Annotated in this window: 19 protein-coding genes; 7 read left to right on the forward strand and 12 right to left on the reverse strand. The window is 72.7% G+C overall.

Translation table 11 applies throughout. The annotated features are described in order from the left end of the window. Positions 1 to 3 precede the first annotated feature (3 nt). On the forward strand, positions 4 to 327 hold the full coding sequence (locus tag ACQYWQ_RS25120) for a hypothetical protein (protein ID WP_431037679.1): 324 nt from the start codon (positions 4 to 6) through the stop codon (positions 325 to 327). A gap of 101 nt (positions 328 to 428) precedes the next feature. Here the strand turns inward: ACQYWQ_RS25120 and ACQYWQ_RS25125 are convergent, their stop codons facing one another. The 9 genes from ACQYWQ_RS25125 to ACQYWQ_RS25165 all read right to left on the reverse strand — a co-directional run bounded on the left by ACQYWQ_RS25125 (position 429) and on the right by ACQYWQ_RS25165 (position 13,170). Continuing rightward, positions 429 to 1,757, reverse strand: a complete 1,329-nt coding sequence (locus tag ACQYWQ_RS25125; RefSeq protein WP_431037680.1) for a protein kinase domain-containing protein — start codon at positions 1,755 to 1,757, stop codon at positions 429 to 431. Then, positions 1,754 to 2,761: a protein phosphatase 2C domain-containing protein gene (locus tag ACQYWQ_RS25130; protein ID WP_431037682.1), complete on the reverse strand. Its 1,008-nt coding sequence runs from the start codon at positions 2,759 to 2,761 to the stop codon at positions 1,754 to 1,756. Before ACQYWQ_RS25130 ends, ACQYWQ_RS25125 begins: the two co-directional genes overlap by 4 nt. Next, a complete protein-coding gene (locus ACQYWQ_RS25135; RefSeq protein WP_431039340.1) occupies positions 2,758 to 3,423 on the reverse strand; it encodes a vWA domain-containing protein in 666 nt (221 codons plus the stop codon). Before ACQYWQ_RS25135 ends, ACQYWQ_RS25130 begins: the two co-directional genes overlap by 4 nt. 112 nt (positions 3,424 to 3,535) lie before the next feature. Further along, entirely contained in the window at positions 3,536 to 3,661 is a 126-nt protein-coding gene (locus ACQYWQ_RS25140) for a hypothetical protein (protein WP_431037683.1), read from the reverse strand. Next, positions 3,658 to 5,328 (reverse strand): TRAFAC clade GTPase domain-containing protein, encoded by a 1,671-nt coding sequence (locus ACQYWQ_RS25145; RefSeq protein ID WP_431037685.1) that lies wholly within the window; start codon positions 5,326 to 5,328, stop codon positions 3,658 to 3,660. Before ACQYWQ_RS25145 ends, ACQYWQ_RS25140 begins: the two co-directional genes overlap by 4 nt. After that, positions 5,325 to 7,814 carry a GTPase-associated protein 1-related protein gene (locus ACQYWQ_RS25150; protein WP_431037687.1) on the reverse strand — a complete coding sequence of 830 codons (2,490 nt, stop codon included), beginning with the start codon at positions 7,812 to 7,814 and terminating at the stop codon, positions 5,325 to 5,327. The genes ACQYWQ_RS25145 and ACQYWQ_RS25150 overlap by 4 nt, the downstream gene beginning before the upstream one ends. Beyond that, positions 7,811 to 9,052, reverse strand: a complete 1,242-nt coding sequence (locus ACQYWQ_RS25155; RefSeq protein WP_431037689.1) for a TRAFAC clade GTPase domain-containing protein — start codon at positions 9,050 to 9,052, stop codon at positions 7,811 to 7,813. The genes ACQYWQ_RS25150 and ACQYWQ_RS25155 overlap by 4 nt, the downstream gene beginning before the upstream one ends. A gap of 1 nt (position 9,053) precedes the next feature. Further along, positions 9,054 to 11,339, reverse strand: a complete 2,286-nt coding sequence (locus tag ACQYWQ_RS25160) for a hypothetical protein (RefSeq protein WP_431037690.1) — start codon at positions 11,337 to 11,339, stop codon at positions 9,054 to 9,056. A 733-nt stretch (positions 11,340 to 12,072) separates the two neighbouring features. After that, complete coding sequence (locus ACQYWQ_RS25165; protein ID WP_431037692.1) at positions 12,073 to 13,170, reverse strand: PP2C family protein-serine/threonine phosphatase; 1,098 nt, start codon at positions 13,168 to 13,170, stop codon at positions 12,073 to 12,075. Positions 13,171 to 13,472: 302 nt separating this feature from the next. Here ACQYWQ_RS25165 and ACQYWQ_RS25170 point away from each other — a divergent pair, with 302 nt between their 5' ends. From ACQYWQ_RS25170 to ACQYWQ_RS25190, 5 genes are all read left to right on the forward strand, one after another. Continuing rightward, positions 13,473 to 15,056 carry a family 43 glycosylhydrolase gene (locus ACQYWQ_RS25170; RefSeq protein ID WP_431037693.1) on the forward strand — a complete coding sequence of 528 codons (1,584 nt, stop codon included), beginning with the start codon at positions 13,473 to 13,475 and terminating at the stop codon, positions 15,054 to 15,056. 287 nt (positions 15,057 to 15,343) lie between these two features. Beyond that, positions 15,344 to 16,417 (forward strand): zinc-binding dehydrogenase, encoded by a 1,074-nt coding sequence (locus ACQYWQ_RS25175; RefSeq protein WP_431037694.1) that lies wholly within the window; start codon positions 15,344 to 15,346, stop codon positions 16,415 to 16,417. Positions 16,418 to 16,524: 107 nt separating this feature from the next. Then, entirely contained in the window at positions 16,525 to 17,280 is a 756-nt protein-coding gene (locus ACQYWQ_RS25180; protein ID WP_431037695.1) for an SDR family oxidoreductase, read from the forward strand. A 37-nt stretch (positions 17,281 to 17,317) separates the two neighbouring features. Continuing rightward, entirely contained in the window at positions 17,318 to 18,043 is a 726-nt protein-coding gene (locus tag ACQYWQ_RS25185) for a TetR/AcrR family transcriptional regulator (protein ID WP_431037696.1), read from the forward strand. A gap of 42 nt (positions 18,044 to 18,085) precedes the next feature. Then, the gene (locus ACQYWQ_RS25190) at positions 18,086 to 18,661 is read left to right on the forward strand and encodes a GNAT family N-acetyltransferase (protein ID WP_431039341.1); all 576 of its coding nucleotides are present in this window, start codon (positions 18,086 to 18,088) and stop codon (positions 18,659 to 18,661) included. Between the two features lie 445 nt (positions 18,662 to 19,106). On the opposite strand, the gene ACQYWQ_RS25195 is transcribed toward ACQYWQ_RS25190, so the two are convergent. From ACQYWQ_RS25195 to ACQYWQ_RS25205, 3 genes are all read right to left on the reverse strand, one after another. Continuing rightward, a complete protein-coding gene (locus ACQYWQ_RS25195) occupies positions 19,107 to 19,640 on the reverse strand; it encodes a hypothetical protein (RefSeq protein WP_431037698.1) in 534 nt (177 codons plus the stop codon). Between the two features lie 164 nt (positions 19,641 to 19,804). Continuing rightward, positions 19,805 to 19,990: a DUF397 domain-containing protein gene (locus ACQYWQ_RS25200; protein ID WP_431037700.1), complete on the reverse strand. Its 186-nt coding sequence runs from the start codon at positions 19,988 to 19,990 to the stop codon at positions 19,805 to 19,807. Then, complete coding sequence (locus ACQYWQ_RS25205) at positions 19,987 to 20,826, reverse strand: helix-turn-helix domain-containing protein (RefSeq protein WP_431037702.1); 840 nt, start codon at positions 20,824 to 20,826, stop codon at positions 19,987 to 19,989. The genes ACQYWQ_RS25200 and ACQYWQ_RS25205 overlap by 4 nt, the downstream gene beginning before the upstream one ends. A 145-nt stretch (positions 20,827 to 20,971) precedes the next feature. Here ACQYWQ_RS25205 and ACQYWQ_RS25210 point away from each other — a divergent pair, with 145 nt between their 5' ends. Further along, the gene (locus ACQYWQ_RS25210) at positions 20,972 to 21,421 is read left to right on the forward strand and encodes an ATP-binding protein (protein ID WP_431037704.1); all 450 of its coding nucleotides are present in this window, start codon (positions 20,972 to 20,974) and stop codon (positions 21,419 to 21,421) included. The last annotated feature ends 42 nt before the right edge of the window (positions 21,422 to 21,463 follow it).

The following is a 21,463-nucleotide window of genomic DNA, read 5'->3' on the forward strand; positions in this document are numbered from 1 at the left end:
GGAATGAGCACGTACAACTTCCACGGTTCCATCGGCGGCAACAGCAACTTCGGCGACAACGGCAGGATCGAGGTGCGTCATTACGGCGGAGACGGAGACCTCGAAGGGCTCGCCACGCGGCTGACAGAGGCACTGCACGCTGAGCAGCGGCCCGACCTCGCGGCCCGGGCCGGTGAGGTCGGGGCCGAGATCGCCGCGGCTGCGGCGGAGGGACGCCCCGTGGACCAGGGCCGTGTCCGTCGCGTCCTGGGCACTGTCACCCAGGCGCTGGGCGCAGGCAGCGCGGCGCTCCTCCTCGCTCAGCAACTCGCGACGCTGGTCGCCTGACACCGGGAGCCTTCGCCGACGGCTCTCACCGACGCCTCGTCCGGCAGAGCCGGGCGCGCCCCTGCCGGACGATTCCGTCCAGGGAGCGCCCGGCCCCGGCGTCAGACGGTCTCCACCACCGCGTGGGCCGCCGCCAGATCCAGGCTGAGGCCCGCGCGCAGCGGGATGGTCTGGCCAGGGTCCACACTCTGCCGCGAACCATCCCTGCGCTCCGCCGTCCATGACTGCGTGGATCGGTTGGTGAGCCCGAACCGCCCTGGCTGCTTGGGATGTTCGGTGAGCATCCCGACGAGCGTGGCGTCCCCGTAGTCGTGGCGTGCCGGCTCGGCTTCGAGATGATGCGCCTGGAGCCGTGCCGTCCGGTGCAGGCTGATGTGCCGTACGACGCGGGGACCGAGCGTCGTCACGGTGAGGCGGGCGGGCAGCGTCACCAGCTGTCCGCAGCGCCAGCACGGGCGCGAGTCACCGGAGCCGGGCTCCGTCATGTTCTGCCTGCCGCAGTGCGCGCACTCGACGACGGCGTCGTAGGCCGCGCGCAGCGCGTCACGCCACTCGGACTCACGCACCCGGCGGGCGGGTTCGTGAAGACCCTCGGTGAAGTTCCGCGTGAACAGCTCCCGCAGCGAGGGGCAGGCCGCTTCCCAGGTCGCGAGCACCGTGCCCTGTTCCTGTGGGTCGGGCGCGTTGGACCGGTCCTTCGGATCGAAGACGAAGACCGGCTCGCGCCCGTACAGACGGCGTTCCGCCGCCTCGTCCAGACAGTGCACCTCCAGTTCCCTGCGTCCACTGAGCGGGTGATGGTTCATGAGGAGCATGAAGAGGAGGACGGCCAGCGAGTGCAGGTCGCTCTGTGTCCCCGGCCTCGCCCCAGGATCGGCGCGCACCAGCTCCGGAGCCATGAAATGCATCGTCCCGGTGATGCCGCTGTTCTCCCCTTCCACCACGGCGTTGTCGTTGTCGCAGATGAGGACATCCCCGTTCGCCGGGTCGAATACGACGTTGCCCCAGGAGATGTCGCGGTAGGCGATGCCCTGGGCGTGGAGGACTTGGTACGCCTCGACGGTGTTCAACGCGGCGGCCAGCAGGGCCCGAGGGCTGGTGTGCAGGGTCCGACGGAAGAGATCGGTGAGTTTGCGGAAACGGTCGGGAAGCAGCGGCATGACGTAGCCGAATCCTGTGTCGTCGCGTACGTGCGCGCTCGGCCAGAGGAACCGGTCGTCGTCGAGATTCCGCGCCACCAACTGCTGGACGATCTCGTCCTGCTGATCCGTCGCGCAGGCCGGGAAGTACCACTTGAGTGCCTGCGGGCCCCCGGGGCCGAGGACGCGGTAGACCTCGCCCTGTCCGCCCGAGCCGAGCAGTTCGGCGACCTCCAGGGTGACCCCCTCCGTAGTGGTCAGGGGAGTACCAGGTGCCAGCATTCCGTTCATGAAGTCTCCCTGTCCCCGGCCCCGGGGCCGGGCTTCTTTTCGATGGCCGGCGAACCCGCTGGTACGGGTTCCTCTCCCTCACTCGCCGGTACCGGGGCCGCCGGACCGCCCGCAGGCGAGGGGACCGCCGTACCGGAGCCGTCCTCGCCGTCCGTCCCAGCCGTGCCGTTCGTCCGTACCGCGGCCACCAGCGTCGTATCGTCGCCCGAGTGGGCGGAAGCCTCCGAGAGCCATCGCGGCAGTGCCTCGCGGACCGCCTCCACCGCCTCGCGGGAGCCCCGTGTCCGCCCCGCGAGGTCTCGTACGAAGCCGCGGAAACCCTCATCGCCGACGAAGCTGTGCGAGAGGCCGTCCGTGGAGAGCGAGAGCAGGACCGGGGCGAGATGGGCGCCCGCGAGGGGCTCCCAGTGCAGACGCATGAGCCGCCACGCCTCGTCCAGGCAGAGGGACTCCGATTCGTCCCCCAGAGCCGCCGTGGCGGGGGCGAGCGGCAGATGCACCGTTCCGTCCTCGTCGACGAGGCTGAGTTCGCCGTCACCGAGCTGCCAGGCGGTGAGCAACTGGGGGGTGAGCACGGCGCCGATGACGGTGGTGCCGTACAGCTCCAGTCGCTTGTCCACGGGCAGCCCGTCCGCGGCGGGATCGTGCTCCTCCTCCCAGTCCCGGAGCACCTGACGCCGCCACTCCGTGACGAACTGGCGCGGGAGCGCGTCCTCGGCATAGTGCCGCAGCCAGGAGAGGACGGGCGCGCGCTGCCCGGGCCGTGCGCGGGCGAGGTCCGCGAAGCGGCCCATCTCCTTCGTGAGCAGCTCGACCGCCAGCTCTGCGCCTCTGGCACTGCGCGTGTGAGCGGCCGCGCCGTGCCCGTCGGCGGCCGCGAGGAGGAGCGGGGCCTCGCTCGTCCCCAGACCGCTGTGCCGGAACGCGTCCTGGTTCCTTTTCTTGTTCGCCCCCTGGACGCTTCCGCCGAGGAGCGACCAGATCATGGCGTGCGGCGCCGTCACCACACGTCTTCGTCGTCGTCGGGGAGCGAGGGGGGAGCGTATGCCGCCTGTTTGGTGAGCGGGTCGCCGTCGGCCGCGAGGGGCTGGGACGCCGCCTTGACCGCGGCGGTGGAAGCCCAACGGATCGCGGCAGCGAGCTGCCGGGGGCTGTTCGCGTCCAGCGGGCGCAGTTCGGGGTTGCCCAGGAATTCCTGGAGGACGTCCCGGTTCGCGTCGCCCTCGCCGATGGCGATCGCGACACGTACCGCCTTGCGCCCCCACGGGGTCGCGTCGAGTGCCTTCAGCCCGTTCCGCCAGTCGTCGGTCGGCACTCCGTCCGAGACCAGAGCGAGTACGGGCTTGAGCGCTCGCTGCGGCATGGGCGGGGTCTCCAGCTCGCGCGCGACCAGATGCAGGGCTTCACCGAGCGCCGTCACGCCGTCAGCGGTCACGTCCTGCCAGGTGAAGTCGTCCACCGGCACAGGGGCGAGGTTGTGCCAGCGCGCCGTGGTCGAGAACGTCATCGTACGCAGCAGCAGTTGCGCAGCGGGGTTGTCGTGCGCCACCGAGCGCATCTCGGGGACGGCCTCTCTGATGGCGTAGTTGAGCTGGCTGATCTTGGCACCCTGCATGGAGTACGAGGTGTCCAGGAGCCAGATGAAGTGGACGGGCCGGTTCGCCATCGGTCCGCCGGGAATGTCGTGCACGTGCGGAATTCCTTTCACGAAGAGGGTGGGTGGTACGGAAGGCACGGCCTGCGCGCGGCCTCGACGCATGCGGTTCCGCGCCCCGGTCTCACAGCAGAAGGCGCCCGATGCGCCACAGGAGCCACAGCGTCCCCGCGACCCCGCTCACGACTGCGCAGCCGAACAGGAGGAGGAGCAAGGTACGCCAGCGGACGTATCCGGCTGACAAGTTCACCGCGCCCTCGCTTCCCGCGCTTCCTCGTCCGGGGCCCCCGGCGCCGAGGCGCCCGTCCCGGCCGCGCCGCTGCCGCGCTGCCGGGGCAGCCTGACCCCGGATCCCCTGCCATTGCCCGGCACCGGGACTCCCGGTAGTCGCAGCCCGGAACGGCGCAGCAGCCACAGCACGGGCTCCGCCGCACGCCGGGCCTCGCCCTTGCCGTCGGTCTCCTGAACGGCCTTGTGCGCACTCACTGCCCAGTGCCGTGCCGCACCGAAATCGTGGGCGAGGCCCGATACGAGGACCCCCAGCCCGACGTCCGTGAGCCAGGCGTCCACCTCCGGGCCGAGCACCGGCAGGCTGTCCAGTCCGTCGAGCAGATCCCGCTTCGGCACCAGCGACGCCACCGCGAGCCGCTCACGACGCCCTGTGAGCGCACCCAGTTCACCGGTCAGCACGTAGTACGTGTCGAGCGGCCCTCTGACGGCGGGGCGGCCCCGCTCGGCCGCCAGGCGGTCGGCGGCGGAGAGCCGCTTGCGCACTGACGGGTCCGCCAGGACATCGACGAGGAGCAGCACCCCGTCCGCGTGGGCGAGGTATTCCTGCCGGCGGAGGGTGTCGGGGTCGCGCAGAGCCTCGCCCATCGGGTCGTACAGGAACAGCAACCGCTGTCGCCTGCCCCGGCTCACCAGCAGCATGAGCGCGCGCGGTTCCCCCTGCGTCTTGAGGGCCCAGCCCGAGCCCCGGACGTCGTCCGCCAGCGTCCGCGCGGTCGCCTGGTCCTCCCGGGTCGCGGACGTTACGCGGAAGCCTCCGCGCTCGCCCCATGAGTCGAGCCCGCGCAGCAGAGCTGCGAGGTACATCGTCTTGCCCGAGGACGCGGCCCCGACAAGGGGAAGGTGCACCACGCGGGTGCGTGCGAGGACTTCGGGCAGTGGCCGTTCGCAGTGCGGGCAATGGCAGAGGAGCGCGCGCCGGGCGGCCGAGGGCACGACCGCGAGCCGGTCACCGCAACGGCAGACGTGCCGGAGCACGCCGTACCGTCCGGGCAGCGGAGCACGGTGCAGGTCACCACAGCCGGGACACGCTCGGGCGAGCACCTTGATGTCCCGGTAACAGTCGGGGTACGGGCACGCGGGACGCACGCGGCGCAGCCACCGCTCCGAGGCTCGTCCGGCGCGGAGGAACGCGGCACAGCACCAGGGGACGAGCAGGCAGGGCACCAGGAAAACCGCGAAGAGCACGAACACCGGCAAGAGCGTCGCCCAGGCGAGCGCCGTTCCCAGGAGCGACGCGAGGGCGACGCCGGGTGCCACCGCCGAGAAGAAGACCTTGGCCCACGGCCCGCCCTTGAGGCCGGTCCTCGGCCGACGCCCTCGCAGCAGATGGCCGGCGCGGCCGCGAAGCCAGTACTGGAGCCCCTGCCACACGACGCGGTACGCGGCGCGTAGGGCGTCGACTGCGTCGGGTACGAGCCGTGCGTACCAGTACGCGAGCAACGCGGGCTCCCCATCGGCCCGCATCGGCCGCAGTCTTGGGTCGTGGGCCCCGCGCTCCCGCGGGCCCAGGGCACGCCCCGCCGCGACGACCGCGTAGCAGAGCAGTTCCCACCACACGCGCAGCAGGGCGAGCGGGAGTGCCACGACGAGGCACCACACCACGAGCACCCCCAGCAGGCCGCTCACAGTGCCTCCCCTTCGTCCCGCGGTCGAACGTCGGCCCGTCCCGGCTCCGGCAATCGCGTCTTCCCACCGCGTCTGCCGAGGAGGCGGCGGCCCAGCCGCCCGAGTGGCCCCGGGCCCGCCCACTCGCGGAAGGCGTCCGCGCGATGCCCGGGCGGGCGTTCCAGCGCTGCCTCGACCCGGGTCAGTTCGCTCTCCCGGTAGGCGCGTACGACGGGACGGAGCACATCCTGGAGAAGCCCGGCCGAGATTTCGCGCCAGCGATGCCCTGCGTCGGCGTACATCGTCCAGCCCGTGAAGCAGGCGGCGGCCAGGCGCGGCTCGGCGCGCAAGCGGGCTCGGAAGGGTTCCTCCCGGGCCAGGAGCGCGTACGTGTGCATCAGCTCGGCGTCGCCGCTGTGCGCCAGCGCGCGCAGCTCGCCGCAGGTATCCCCGGTACCGGCGAGCACCGCGGCGGCCAGGGCTCGGTGTGCGCGCTCCCGTACGGCGGGGGGCAGTGGCTCGGCGGCCCGCCGAAGCCCCGTCGCCCGCTCGATCCAGCCGCCACGTGCGGGGCCGGCGGTGCCCGCGAAGTCACCGCCACGTGCCTCGTGGGCCAGTTCGAGGAGGAGCAGCGCGGCCCGGACCCGGGGCGGGATCTCCTCGGGGAACAGGCCGAGCAGTACGGGAGCGAGAGCGAGGACGTGCGGGTCCTCGGGTGAGGCTCCGAGCGCGACGTCGACGGCGTCCTGCCACGTCCCGGCCGCACGATGGGCCTCCGCACCGGCGGTTTGGAGCATGAGGTGCGTTTCCTGGGCAGTGGGCGGCGTCTCGCTCCACGCGAGGGCCTGCGCCGTGCGCAGGAGCAGCGGCTCCGCCGCGTAGGGCAGTCTGCTCTCCCTGAGCAGGGTGTGCCAGGCGGCGAGCGGATCGGCGGGACGGGCGGGAAGGCGCGCCGCGTGCGCGCACATCTCCAGATGCGGCAGCGAGAGCGCGGGGTCGAGCGGCACGCGGAAGTGCCGGAGCATCCGGGCCACTTCGGCGGGCCGGTCGGCCGCCAGCTCTTCGAGGCGCGGGAGCAGCGCGGCACGCAACTCCGGCAGCCGCTCCAGGGTGTCCGCGCCCGGCAGCGCCGAGCGACCGTCGTCCCGTGCGGCCCGGTCGGCCGACACCAGCGCCTCGGCGAGCGGCTGAGCGGTTGCGACGAGCGCGGAACCGAGCGGCATGCCGAGACGGTCGGCGAGCCCGGCCAGCTCCACCACCTGCCGGAGCGGGACGTCCGGGGCGGACAGTGACGTCAAAAGACGCGGCCGGAGTTCGACGGCGAGCCGCGTGCGGGACGCGCTGTCCAGCCGTACGTCCTGTGGCAGCTCACCGGCGCCGGGAATCCCTTGTGCGCCGGCCCGCAGGAGGGCTTCCGCGAGGGCGTCCCTGCTCGTGGCGGGGAGCCGGTCGCGGAGGCGGGTGAGCACGGTGAGCAGCGCCTTCGCCGCGACGGCATCGGCAGGCGGTGTACGTGCGAGCATGCCGACACAGCCCGACAGCTCGCTGTCGCTCAGCGCCTCGGGGTGCGCGCCGAGCCAGTCGGCGGCGGCCGTGCGGGCCGCCGCCCCGAGTCCGGTGACGTGGGCCGCCGCGACAGCGGCGAGGGCACCCCTGTGGAACGGCGCCAGCTCCGCTGCCCTTCGCAGTACCGCCGGGTGGCCTTCCTGCCAGACGGCGGCGGCGAGTTCGGCCCAGGCGTCGGTCGTGGGGCCGGGTGGCCGGGTGGGGTCGTGCAGCCGGTAGCGGTGGCCCTCGGTGACGAGTTCGGCCGCGGTCTCCGGCAGGACGCCGAGGATCTGCTGCGGTGCGAGTCGCGGGCTGCGCGTGTACGTCGTGAAGGTCAGCGTGCCCGCCTCGGCGCGGGGGACGGAAACGCAGGCCAGCGCGATCCAGCGGACCACGTCGAGCGTGTTCTCCTCGACGACCACGAGCTGGGGTGCGCTCGGCAGCGTCAGCGACTGCCGGAGGTCGGTGAGGAAGGCCGCGAGCCGCGCGGAGCGCGCCCGCGCGAACGCGGTCATCGTCCCGGTGTCGAAGCTGACACCCGGACAGAGGTCCGCCTGGGGCCCGGGCACCGGGCCCGTCGGCGGGGTCCGTTGCCAGCCGGGCGACTCCCAGGTCGTGATGGGCAGCGCGGCGCCGGGCAGCTCGGTGTCGCGGGCGAGGTGGACGGCGTGGGCGTGGAAATTTCCCCAGCGTCCGCTGTAGTCCGCGCCCAGGTACGCGGAACGGCAGAGCAGTCGGCCGCCGTCCTGGAGCGCGCTCAGGCTCAGCGACACCGGGAAGGCAGTCAGTTCCGCGGCACTGGGCGAACCGGGCGCCGAGCGCGGCGGCTCGTACCCGATGAGGGGTTCCGCCTCGCGCAGTACCGAGGAAGGCACTCCGGCGGATACGGCGGTGAAGCGGAAACCGGAGCCGTCCTTGCCCGGGGGCGCACACGTGTAGTGCAGGTGCGGGAGGTTCACGCGGGAACCTCCCGGCGATTGCGGCCTTCGCGGGCTCGGGGGAGCAGACCGCGCCGGGACAACAGCCACAGCAGGGGGTCCTCGACCCGCAGCGGTTGCGGACCCGAGGGCGGGACATCGGAGGGAGCGTGGGGCGGCGGAGGAGCCCCGAGCGAGGAGAGGCCGAAGAGGGAGACCTCCGCGAAATCGTGGTTCAACTGCCGGTACAACGCCCCGGAATCCCAGCCCTCCAGGAGCCCGCGTACCTCCTCGTGCACCGAACGCCGTTCGCTCTCCCGGTAGTTCCCGTCCTCGTGCGAGGCATTGCGCAGCAGGAGGGAGTGCGGCGGGACGAGTTCGCGCAGGCGGTCGGTCTTGGTGAGGGCGACTGCCACCGGGGTGGCGAGACGGCCGCCGGTCCTGCGGCCGCGGTGAGCGCGCAACTGCTCGGCGATGTTCGACGCGATCTGCTGCGCGGGCGTCTCACTGATGGGGAGCGGGCCGTCCGCCGGAGGCACGAGGTCGCGCACGGTGCCGAGTTGGAGGGGGTCCACCAGGAGGATGATGCCGTCGGCGGAGGCCAGGTAACTGGTGTAACGACGCGTGGCGTCGTCGTCGGCGAGATCCTCCCCGGCAGCGTCGAAGAAGACCAGCGCGGTGTGCAGGGTGCTGCCCGGGCGGCGTGGACGGGGCAGGCTGAGCCGGTAGAGCAACGGCTGGTTGAAGCCCGTGGCGGCGGGGCGCGTCGCCTGGGGCAGCCGGAGTCGTTCGTAGAGATCTTCGGCGGCCTCGCGGTCGCGGCGCTGGGTCTCGGCCCCCATAGGGACGACCGATGCGTCATAGGCGCGGCCCACGCGGTGGCGCAATTCGTTGACGAGCACCTGTACGTAAGTGCTCTTGCCCGCCGCCTTCGGGCCGACCAGCGCGATGATGCGGGTGTCCTGGTCGCAGTAGTCGCTCGGCAGGTCGCTGTGGCAGCGGCGGCAGACGCGGAGGGTCGAGACGACTCCGCAGTCGGGGCAGGCCGCCCGCCCCGGACCGGAGCCAAGGGACGCGAGGGGACGTGGGGCGAGGAAGACGGGCCCCCGCTCCCGCTGGGCCGGTGCCGCACTGCTGCCCATGAAGTCCGCCCAGGCATCGTCGCGCACAGGGTGGCAGGGAGCCTTCCCCAGTACCCCTGTCGTCTTCATGAGGCAGCGGAAGGGCAGCCGCGCTGCGGGGGAACGCTCGAAGCAGTACGGGCAGATCACAGTTGTCATGTCAGTGCACCACCAGGCTTGTGAGAGGGGGCTCTTCGAGTCGCGCGCCGGGATTGCCGCCGACGAGGAAGGCGCGCAGGAGAAACGGCCCTTCACGGCGTCGGCGTGGCAGGGGCAGCTCCACCGCACCCCGCCGTGCCAGCTCCGTCCCGCTCACGCGAAGCACCACCACCCCGTCCTCCACGTTCCTGGGGTGCGGGGCCCCCGCCTGTGCCACCCGCGCCACCAGTACGAACTCCGGCACGCTCGCCTCGTCCGCGGGCTCCGCCGCACTCCTGAGACGTACGTGGACACGGGGTCCGCTCGGACCCGCGCGCAGGAGTCGTCGTCCGCCGGTCAAGGCGTAGGAGACCACGAGATCGGCGGACAGGGGCACGGAGGAGTCCGCGGGGGAGACGAGAAGCGCTGCGGGCTCGGCGGCTGATTCGGCGCGCACGGTGAGAAGTGCGGCGGATGGTGCGAGGTCCAGAAGACAGCCCTGACGCAGGTACGCACTGCGCGTCACCGCGTGCTCGGCCATCGTGCCGTTCTGCTGTACAAGCACCGTCACCGCCGGCGTGTCGGGCGGCCAGTCCCAGATCAGGCGCGCGCGGCCGGGAGCGAGCCGCTCGGCGCGCAGACCGTTCACCTTTGCGCGGCACCGTATCCGGACGGTCGGCCCGGTCAGGGCTCGGGCACCGAGCACGGCCACAGCACCCACCGTGCGCGCGGGGCCGGCGGGAACCCGGAACGTACCTGCCTCGTCGGCCGGTTCCCATGACAGCGGAGCCAGGGCCTCGATATCGGTCAGGTGTTCGCCGACGGGCGGCGCCGCGCCGTCCGGCCACTCCACGAGGCTGATCTCACCGCGCTCCGGGCGTTCCGGTTCCCACCTCAGGCGCACCCCGTCCGCCACGTCTTCGGCGAACAGCCCGTGCACAGGAGACGGCCAGGGGTGTACCCGTGCGGTCACCCGGCGCGCCGACGCACAGCGCGTCGTGCCCTCGGGCGTGCGGAATTCGGCGGTGAGGGCGAGCCGGTACGGGCCGGTCGGCAGCTCCTCCCAGGTCCACTCCTGCACCGACTCCCCGCAGGTCTCGCGGCTCAGTCCCGCAGGGCCTTCGAGTCGCAGGCGGACGGCGGTCGCACCGGGCGGCGGAGTCCATCGCGCGTGCAAGGAGGCGGGTGCGTCGCGTACTGTGACCGCGCTCACCTGGGGCGTGATCTCCACCGGGTCGGAGACGAGCGGCGGCCCGGGCCGGTGGCCGGCGTGGAGCGGAACGATCGCGTACCGTACCCGCGATCCGGGAGGCGGTGAGGGGTCCCTGGCCTCCTGCCCCCCGCTCAGCCGGGCGATCTCCGCCAGGACGGGAGCCGAGCCTTGCCGGGCTTCCAGACGCACGATCCGCAGCACGTCTGCGGCGTCGCTCGCCGAGCAGTCCGCCACGTCGGCCGTGCGACCGTCTGACCGCGGGTCGTACGTGCGGGTGTCCGCCGGGTCCCAGTCCAGGTCCACGCCACCGTCCTGACGCAGACGCGCGCGCAACGGCGCCTGCGAGCCGCTGTCGGCCGTATGCGTACGGACGAGGCCGCGCAGGGCTGTGGGGCAGTCCGTCGCCAGTCGCGCCGCCCGGAGGTACGCCCCTGCCGCCTCCCGCGTCAGGCCGCTCCGCTCGTACTGCGCCGCCCGGTCGAGCAGGGCGTCGGTCCGCGACGTCCGGCGCTCGACCTGCTCCGAGAACGCCGCCTGCGCTGCTTCCGCGCGAGCAGGGACGGGCAGCAGGGCAAGGTGCCGGACCAGCGTGCGCAGGCGTCCGGCGTGCCACAGGTCCGCGAGTTCCCGCGCGGCGCGCTCCTGCCGCGCGTTCAGCCGGGGGGTGGCGGTGAGCGCGGCGGCGAGTGCCTCCCGTTCCGGGGTGTCGAGCACCTCGGGAAGCTCTGCGGCCGAGGCGCCGAGGGGTGTCTGTCGCGTCAGCTCGTACAAGAGTGCGCGACGCAACGCGCCCGGACTCTCGCTCTCCCGCTCCGCCCATGCGGTGAGCAGTGCGGCCCGCTCAGGGAAGTTCTGGGCGCGAGCGCGCAGTTCGTGAGGTCCGAGGTGGCGTCGGCGAAGTGGCGGTCGGCTCGCGAAGACTCCGTCGAGCACGGAAAGCCGTTCGCCGGGCGCGCACAGTGCCTCACCCCACCAGGTGGGGCCGAGATCGTGTTGCAGCGTCAGCACCTCGTCGTAGGCGCGGACCAGCGGGGTGAGCGGCAGCGCGGGAAGCGCGTGAGGCAGGCCGAGGTGGTGGCCGAACTCCCGTGCCACTGGCGTATCCCCCCGTGCTCAGCGTGTGTGTGCGCACCGTGAGCGCTTCCGATTGCCGCACGGCACAGGCGACTGTAATGCTCCGGACTGACACTGTCGGCCGGAACGCGAAAGGCTGGTGCACGGGATGGCGGGTCTCGCTGGCTTGGTGAAGCAGGCCTTGCCGCAGGGGACTTGAAGGGCGGGTCCGAGTGCCGTGCGGGAGTCGGCCGTCAAACTTGACGTCGTGACGTGTCGTTCGGAAGGGTGACGGGGCGGGCCCTTGAGGTGAGCCGGGGCGAGGCGGCATGGCCCTTCCCCGGGTGGGGTGCCGGGACCGGCGTCCTGGGCGGGCACGGCCTGCTCATCGTTCTTTCCGTCCGGACCGGCGGGCGCCTCCCTCGCGGTGGTCGGCAGGCGTGATCGCGCGGTGGTGTGGCAGCTCGGGGGTCTTGCCACGGTCGCCGTCGGGAAATTGGTGCCGCCTTCGCGGTTGCCGTTGGGGGGCTCTTGATCAGGCTGCGCCTGGTGCTTCGGCGACAACGTCGACCTCGGTGGCGGCAGCGGCAGCATGGGCGGCGGTGGGGGAGGTGTGAGCGGGGGTGGGGGCTGACGTGGGGAATCCTCGGATCGGTGGCATGCGTGGCCCGCGCGCGTCGCTTGTCGGTCGGCCGGGGTGTGCGGCGCCGGGGTGAAGTGCTCCCTCATGGGCGCGGGGGCTGCGCGGGCAAGCCGCCGCGCGTCTCCGGCCGGCTCAGGCCGGGAAGCGGTACGCGCACAGCAGGGCCGCGTCGTCGGCGAGGCGGTCGTGCGTGTGCCGCACGACGTCCTCCACGACCAGGCGCGCCAGCCGGTCCTCGTCGCGGCCGCTGAAGAGGGCGAGGCGCTCCGCGAGCGGGTAGAAGGCCCCGTCGCCGTCCCTGGCCTCGATGACCCCGTCCGTGTACAGGAGCAGCGTCTCGCCGGGACGGAAGGCGTGCCTGTCGACCGTCCACGCGTCCGGGTCGAGGGTCCCGAGCCCCAGCGGAGGGGCCGGGCGGGTGGACTCCAGGGACTCCGGCCCGCTCGCGCGCATGACGTAGGGGGGCGGGTGGCCGCACGAGAGGAGCAGTACCTCCTCGCCCGCGTCGGGCACGTCCACGAGCAGCGCGGTGGCGAAGTCCTCACCCGCGCCCTTCTGCTCGTTGCTCCATTCCAGCGCCGCGTCGAGGTGGGCGGCCAGCCCGGGCAGGCTCAGGCCGAGGTGCGAGACCGAGCGGAAGGCGCCGAGGAGCAGGGCGGTGTCGTCGAGTGCGGCGAGGCCCTTGCCCCGTACGTCCCCGATCAGCAGCCTGGTCCCCCCGCGGGTGCGCACAACGCCGTAGAAGTCCCCGCCGATCTGGGCCACTTCACCGGCCGCGCGGTACTCCGAGCCGAGCCGCAGCGGGCCCAGGCGCTCGGGTGGCGGGCGCAGCAGGACATCGTTCGTCGCCTCGGCCATGACGCGTACCCGGGCCAGCTCCGAATCGCGGCGGGTGCGGGCCCGGCTGTAGAGGACGAGGGCGAGTGAGATCAGGGCGACGGCGGTCACCTGCACCGCCGTGTTCGGGGTGTTGGTCTCCTGGCGCGCCAGTCCGAGCAGGAACTGGAGGACGACGGCGAGCACCCCGACCGCCGCCGTCGTGATGGGCCCGGCGGACGCGGCCGTCAGGGCCGGGGCCACCGCGAGGAGCGGACCCAGGTGGACCGACCGGGGCACCGCGAGGTCGATCACGACGAGGACCGTCATGGACAGCACGGGGATCAGCACGGCGGGACGCAGGACGTGCCTGTGCCCGCGGCGTGGGGCGGGCGGGGAGACCGGCTCAGACATGTCCCTATTCGTACCGCAATGCCGCATCCGAGTGCGGCCTTGCGCGGGTGCCGTGCGGGTCGTGCCGGGGGCCGCCCCGCGGGGGCGCGCCGGGGGCGCGGGCCGGGGGCGCGGGCCGGTGGCGGGTGCGGTGTCGCGGGCCGGGAAGTGTGCGTGCCGGTCCGGGGCCGCTCGCGCGGAGTGTTGACGCCGCGGCGGGCCGTCCCTACGGTGACCCCGCGACAGCTCTGCATCGTTGTAAAACCCCGTCAGGCCCGGCCGCCCGGCCGGGTCGGGCGGTTCGCGAAGAAGGAGCCCCCCACATGCGCGCGCAGCCGCCCCACCCCTCGCGCCCGATCCGCACCCCGCGTCCGCACCACCCCTCGCGCTCGTTCCGCCTCTTGCGCCTGTTCGGCGTCCTCGCCGTCCTCGTCCTGCTCGGCGCGGGCGCGAACGCGATCCGCCCCGCCGAGGCCGCCGCCGCACTCCGCCCCGCCGAGGCAGCCGCCGCGCAAGGAGCCGCCCCGGCCACGGCGTCGGCCCCGGCCTCCGCTTCCGCCCCCGGGGCGGCCGCCGCCGGGACGTTCCGCAACCCGCTCAACACGGGCCCGGACCCGTACATGACGTACTGGAACGGCAACTACTACCTGACGACCACCCAGGGCGACAGCGTCAAGATGTGGCGCTCCCCCTCCCTGAGCACTCTGCTCACGGCCGACCCCGTCACCGTGTGGACCGACACCGACGCGAGCCGCGACAAGGACATCTGGGCGCCGGAGTTCTACCGCTTCGACGGCCGCTGGTACCTCTACTACACCGCCGACGACGGGACCGACGACCACCACCGCGTCTTCGTCGCCGAGTCCGAGGGCGACGACCCGCTCGGCCCGTACCACTTCAAGGCGAAGCTCGCGCCGCCCAACCACGCCGAAGACTTCGCGATCGATCCCGGAATCCTCCAGGTCGGCGGCAGGCTCTACCTCGCCTACAGCGGCATCAACCAGTACCAGCACAACGGCCTCAACCTCGCCCCGATGGCGAACCCGTACACGGTCTCGGGCGACGCGGTCGCGCTCGACGCGGCGGGCGGCTGCCCCGAGGTGCGCGAGGGGCCCGAGTTCCTCTACCGCAACGGCCGCACCTGGATGACGTACTCCACGTGCGACACGGGGAAGCCGGACTACCAGCTGTGGATGATGTCGCTGCCGGACGGCGCCGACCCGCTCGTGCCGGACAACTGGCGGCAGCACCAGGGCCCCGTCTTCTCGCGCGCCGACGACCACGGCGTCTACGGGCCCGGCCACCACGCCCTCTTCACGTCCCCCGACGGCACCGAGGACTGGATCGTCTACCACGCCAAGTCCACGTCCGAGAACACCTACAGCAACCGCACCACGCGCGCCCAGCGCATCGGCTGGAACGCGGACGGCAGCCCGGACTTCGGCGTCCCGCTCGCCACCGGGGCCACCCAGGACCTGCCCTCGGGCGACCCGGGCCCCGGCGCCTACTGGATCAATGACGACGGGCGCTCCGACGGGGCCGGCTCGCTCGCCTACACCGGCACCTGGAACTCCGGCACCGACTGCGGCGTCCAGTGCTTCTGGGGCGACGACCACTGGAGCGCGACGGCGGGCGACACCGCCACGTACACCTTCACCGGCACCAGGATCGCGCTGCTCTCCGTACGGGACACCGGTAACGGCTACGCGGCGGTGAGTATCGACGGCGGCGCCGAGCAACGCCTCGACTACTACGGCACGCCACGTACCGGCGAGAACCTCCAGTACCTCAGCCCCCGGCTCGCGAGCGGCACGCACACCCTGCGCGTCCGGGTGACCGGCGAGCGCGACGACCAGTCGGGCGCCGCCTACGTCAGCGTGGACAGGGCGGAGGTCTGGACGAACTGACCGCGCGTCCCCACGCCGGCCTGCGGCACTCCCGCGACCGGGACGGAGACGTCGACGGCGCGGCACGGCGGAGGCGGTGCGGCACGGCGGAGGCGGCGCGGCGGAGGCGGTGCGGCGGAGGCGGTGCGGTGCGGCGGAGGCGGTGCGGCGGAGGCGGTGCGGTGCGGTGCGGCGGAGGCGGTGCGGGCCGTCGGACGCCGCGCCGCACCTCCCGGCCTCTTGACCTCAACCGGACTTGAGGCCGGAGAGTGCGCGGGAAGGCCGTCCCCGGCGAAAGGTGATTGTTCATGCGCGCGATCCAGGTGGCCTCCTTCGGCGGCCCCGAGGTGCTGACCCCGGTGGAGATGCCCGAGCCGGTGCCTGGGCCCGGCCGGCTGGTCGTCGGGATGGTCGCGGCCGATGTCATCTTCCTGGACACCCTGCTGCGTTCGGGCTGGGGCCGGGAGCTGTTCCCGCGCACGCTGCCGTACGTGCCGGGCAGCGGCGGGGCGGGCGAGGTGCTGGCGGTCGGCGCCGGGGTGGACCCGGGCTGGAGGGGGCGCCGCGTCGTCGTACGAGGTGACGGCACGTACGCCGAACAGGCGGTCGTGCGCGAGGAGGACGTCCTTCCCGTTCCTGACGGGCTGAGCACCACGGCGGCGGCCGCGCTGGTGCACGACGGCGTGACCGCGCTCGGCTTCCACCGCGTGGGCGCGCCGGGCCCCGGGGAGTGGGTCCTGGTCACCTCGGCGGCCGGTGGGGCGGGCACGCTCCTGGTGCGACTGGCCGTAGAGGCCGGGGCGAGGGTGGTGGCCGCCGCGTCCAGCGAAGCCAAGCGGGCCCTCGCCCGCGACCTGGGCGCCGACGCGGTCGTCGACTACACGCGCGCGGACTGGACCGACCGGGTGCGCGAGGCGACGGGCGGCGGCGCCGCACTCGCGTACGACGGCGCGGGAGGCGCGCTCGGCACCCGCACCGTCGACGCGGTCGCGGACGGCGGCAGGTACCTCACCTACGGCACCGCGGACGGCTTTGCCGCTCCGGACGGCGAGGAGGCCGCCCGCCGCGGCATCCGGCTGCACGCGCCGCTCAAGGACGGCCCGCCGGAGCAGGCGGACGTACGCGCGCTGCTCGGCCTCGCGCTGGCACGCGCCGCCGAGGGACGCCTGCGGCCGGTCATCGGCGCCGTGCATCCCCTGGAGCGGGCCGCCGACGCCCACCGCGCCCTGGCCGCCCGCGCCGTGGTGGGCAAGTCCCTGCTGCTCGTCGGCGGCGCGGAGGACCGTGCCGGTGGGGCGGAGGGGCGTGCCGGTGGGGCGGAGGACCGTCCCGGTGCCGAGGAGGGGCGTGCGGGTGCCGACGGGGACGGCGGCCGTGAGTAGCGGAGACCCGGTGGTAAGTGGGGCGACTTGCCTCCGGGGTGCGGCCGGGCTACGGTGAAAGTAAGTCGTTCGACTTACCTCTCTGTCTCGGCAAGGAAACGGGAATCATGAAGCGTCTTGCGGGCAAGCGTGCCCTGATCACGGGCGGCACGAGCGGGATCGGTCTGGAGACCGCCAGGCACTTCCTCGCGGAGGGCGCCGACGTGCTCGTCACAGGCGTCACCCCGGCCAGTATCGAGAACGCGCGACAGGTGCTCGGCGAAGGCGTGCCCGTCGTGGAGGCGGACGCACGTGATCTTGAGGCGCAGCGGGGGCTCGCCGACCGGGTGCGGGAGAGTTTCGGCGAGCTGGACGTGGCCTTCTTGAACGCGGGCGTCTCGGACTGGCGTCCGTTCGAGGACCACACGGAGGAGAGCTACGACAGGCTCTTCGACATCAACGTCAAGAGCGTGTTCTTCCTCATGCAGGCTCTCGTCCCCGTCCTCGCCAACCCGTCCTCGGTCATCCTCAACGCGTCCAACAGCGCGCACGGCGGGTACGGCCGGTCGAACGCGTACGCCGCGACGAAGGCGGCGGTGGCCTCTCTCATGCGGTCGTGGAACGCCGACCTGCTGCTCTCGCACGGCATCCGTTTCAACGCGATCAGCCCAGGTCCCGTGAACACCCCGCTGTACGCCAAGCTCGGGATCGAGGACCCGGCCCGGCACGTCGCCGCTCTGGACGCGATCAGCTCGGGCATTCCCCTGGGGCGCATGGGCAGGCCGGAGGAGATCGCGGAGGCCGTCGTGTACCTCGCCTCGGACGCCTCGGCGTTCACGGTGGGCCAGGACCTGATCCTGGACGGGGGCCAGACGCTGCTCTGACATGCGAGGATGCGAGCGAGTCGCAGGAGGGGTACGGATGACCACGGCGGACCAGGACCGTTCAGGAGCGCGTGACGGCGCGTGCGCGCCCGGGTACCACGAGCGTGTGAAGGCGGAGAACCGCGCGCGCATGATCGCCGCCGCCAGGGACCTCTTCCTCGCCCACGGGTACGACAAGACCTCCCTGGCCCGGATCGCCAAGGAGGCCAAGGTCTCCACCGGCACCCTGTTCAAGTGGTACCCCTCCAAGGCCGCGCTGTTCGCCGCCGTCGCCGCCGAGCAGTGGCAGCTGGACGAGCAGTACGCCGAAGCGCCCGCTCCCGGGGACCCGCGGCACGGTCTGACGCGCATCGGACGCGACTACGCGTGCCTGCTGGCACGTCCCGGCACCGCGGCGCTGTGCCGTCTGGTCATCACCGAACTGCCGCGGATGCCGGAACTCGCCCACAGCGTCGGCACCGGCTTCGCCCTCGATCGCGGGCCCTTCTACGAGCGGCTCCGCGACTACCTTGAGGCGGAGAGCCGTGCCGGGACGCTCGTCCTCGGGGCGGCCGGGGCGGCCGGGGCGGGGGAGCGGCCGGCGTCCGCCGTGGCCGAACAGTTCCTCGGGATGATCTGCGGGCAACTCCTGTGGCCCCAGCTCATACGGGACGACTTCGTACCGCCCGACCCCGTCCACAGCGCCATCGTGGACGAGGCCGTGGCGCTCGTCCTCGCCCGTCACCTCGCCGCCTCCTCGCCCCTCGCGGAGCCGCGCGCCTGAATCCCGTGGTGGAATCCGGCCGTCATGGACGAGGATCGCGCCATGCACGTGTTCCTGGAGACCGACCGCCTCACCCTGCGCGCCTTCACCGAGGCCGACGTGGACGACCTCGTCGCACTGGACAGCGACCCTGCCGTCATGCGCTTCATCAACGGCGGCCGTCCCACGACCCGCGAGGAGATCCGGACGGGGCCCCTGCCCCGCCTCCTCCACGACTACCCGGGCCTCGGCACACGCGGCTACTGGGTCGCGCAGGAGCGTGAAACCGGTCTGTTCCTCGGCTGGTTCGCCTTCCGTCCCCTGACCGAGGACAGCGCCACCGACGTCGAACTCGGCTACCGCCTCCACACCCACGCCTGGGGCAGGGGCTACGCCACGGAAGGCTCCCGCGCCCTGATCCGCAAGGGCTTCACGGACCTCGGTGTCCACCGCGTCACCGCCAACACCATGACGGTCAACACGAAGTCCCGCCACGTGATGGAGAAGTGCGGCCTCACCTTCCTCCGCCACTACACCCAGGACTGGCCGGAAGTGATCGAGGGCTCGGAGCACGGGGACGTGGAGTACGTGCTGACACGGGCGGACTGGGAGCGCGGTACGGGCACCGGTGGCCGCTGATCCCCGGCCGCGCCCCCGCAGCGCGTCCGCGCACGGTCCCGGCCCGCACCCCGGGGCGCCGCCCCACACGTCGGGCACGCGCACCCGCCCGCCCTCACCCGCGCCACCCCCACCCGCGCCGGATTCCACCACCGCTCCACGGCCGCCCTTTCAACAAGGGACCACAGCGCTTGTGGCCGTACCTCGGGACCGGTGAACCAAGCGGACCGCCCGTCACGTACGAGGCGTCCCAGGACCGTTCCGCGCGAGCCACGCACCGCTCGGCCGCACACGAAGGACGCCCCCGGACCCGGCCCGGCTTCCAGGCGGTAGGAGGCTCCCGAGGTGTCCCTCCCCCCCGCCCGTGCCCCTCGTACCGCGCCCACGCGAAGCGGGCCGGACGAGGGCTCGCGCGCGTCCCGGGAGGCGGCGCGGTTCGGGCGGGCTCCGGTGCACGGCCCGGGGATCAGGGGCGGACCCGGTGGCGGTGGGCCGGGGGTGAGCCGTCGCAGGGGAGCGGGTACCTCGACACCAGGGGCTCGCCCGTGTCGGCGAACTCCCAGCGGACCGCGTGCCTCCCGTCCTCGGACGGCCACTCCTCCCGGACAACCGGGCGGCTCAGCAGTCTCTCGAACCAGTCGGCGCACCGTCCCGCGAGATCCTCGGCCGTGCCGGTGGCCCGGAAGGAGCCGTACGCGGGCGACTCGTGAAGGTTGTAGAGCTGATCGCCGACCTTCCCCGCCAGCACGTACGCGCCGTAGAAGTGCACGGCCCACTCGCCGAGTACGAGGTGGTATTCCTCATCGGCGAGGCCGACGCGGACGAGAAGCGACGCCTCGTCCTCGGACCGTCCGACGTGGTGGGGAGCCCGGGGCACCCGCCAGGCGGCGGCGCGGGCACGCAGGGCCGCCAAAAAGGACAGGTCGGCCTCGCTGAATTCCCAGGGCTCCTCGTCGTCCCCAGCCGGGCCCTCGTCCTCGAACCACCTGGCGCCGTCCACGGGGTGACCATAGCGACGCCGCCGCCACGCCCGCACGGGCCCGCACGTTCCCGGACAGGCAGGACGCCGAAGTTCGCGACAAGAAGGGGGCGGTGCCGCCGTGCGGCTACGGGAAGCCAGCTGAGGGCACGGGCTGACGGCCCTGCCCTCGGCCGCATCCTGCTTCAGCGTGCGGCGATCCGCTCCAGGAAGTCCGCCCAGGCGGAAGGCGCAGCGGTGAAGCTGGGGCGCGTGGTGTCCTTGGAGTCGCGGATGTGGATGGCGAGGGGGGTGAGGGCGACCTCTACGCAGTCGCTCCCGCCCGAGCCGCTGTAGCTGCTCTTGAACCAGGACAGTTCCACGGTGGTCATAGTGCTCCTCGCAGTCGCTCAAGCAGGCGCACCGAGTCCTCCGGTGTCAGCGCCTGTGAGCGAAGTTTCGCATACCGCTGGTGAAGCACACTGACGGATTTGGCGTTCGAGATCATGACGCCGCTCTCCTGGCCTTCGGAGTAGGCGTGCCACATGTTGTCGGGGGTTTCCAGCAGCCTCATGGTCCCGTCGAGCCCCGCGTGCACGGGCTGGTGGAGCGGCATGATCTGCACTTGGACGTTCCAGTGTTCGTCGATGACCCGCCGGATGTGGTCCAGGATTCCGCACGTCACCTCGTCGCCACCGGTCCTGCGGACGAAGATGGCCTCCTCGATGATGAAGCTGAAGGCGCACGGGGGTTGGCGATCCGTGCTCAGCAACTCCTGGCGCTCAAGCCGAGTAGCCAGGCGCTGCCTCAGTTCCTCGGTGGTCGGTAGAGGCGGCACGTTCAGTTCGACTGCCTGGGCGTATGCCTCCGTCTGCAACAGCCCTGGCAGCACTCGGCATTCGTACGTGTAGAGGCTGATCGCCTCCGTCTCCAGCAGGGCCCACTCGCGGAAGTGGTTGGCCAGCCCCGGCTTCCGCACCACATGGGGCAGCAGAGGACTCAGCATCCCCGCCGCATGCAGGGCCTGTTCGGCCGCCTGCACGAAGTCCGGTTGCGGCATCCGGCGGCCCTGCTCGATGGACGAGATCATGTCCACCGAGTAGCCGAGGACTTCGGCCAACCGCTCCTGGGTCAGGCCCTCCCGTTTACGGAAGACCTTGACGACCGCGCCGAACACCTTCAGAGTCTCTGAGGGTTCGGGCTCCGTCGGGGTCGCGCCGATCGCCATGCCGCCTGCCTTTCGCGCCGTACGGAACAACGGCTCATGGTCTCGGCCGGTTACTCGTACTGTCCACCCTTCGCACTCGTACGCTCACTTTCTGTACGAGTGGGGTACCTGGGATCACGCAGGTCAGCGCGCCAGCCTTGCCGCTATGACGACCACGCACACGCCCCGTCCGCCCACCCCCGCCCCCTTCGTCCAGCGGTTCAGTTCCACCCTGCTCGGGGCCCGCCTCGCCCGGCTCCTCGTCGTGCACGAACTCGGCGTGTGGGGGTTCGTCGGCGGGAGCGCTCTCGTGCGGCGGGTCGAGACCGTCGTGGGGGAGCTGGCCGCCAACGCGGTCACGCACGGCAAGGTGCCGGGGCGGGATTTCGAGGTGCGGGCGGAACTGCGCGTGACGGAGGGCGTGCTGCGGGTCGACGTCGCCGACGCGCGCGCGGAGTGCCGCCCGCCACGGCGGCCCGCGCCCCGCGCGCCGCTCGCGGAGGGCGGCTACGGGCTCGTCCTCGTGGATGCCTGCGCGGACCGGTGGGAGGTCGTCGAACGGGGGGCCGTCGGCAAGACCGTACGGGCCGAGTTCGCCGTTGACGGCGTGCTCTGAGGGGACGTGGGCGCGCGCTCCCCGTACGCTGGCGCTCGCCGT

The sequence above is a fragment of the Streptomyces sp. P6-2-1 genome, from assembly GCF_050613165.1.
Lineage (GTDB): Bacteria > Actinomycetota > Actinomycetes > Streptomycetales > Streptomycetaceae > Streptomyces.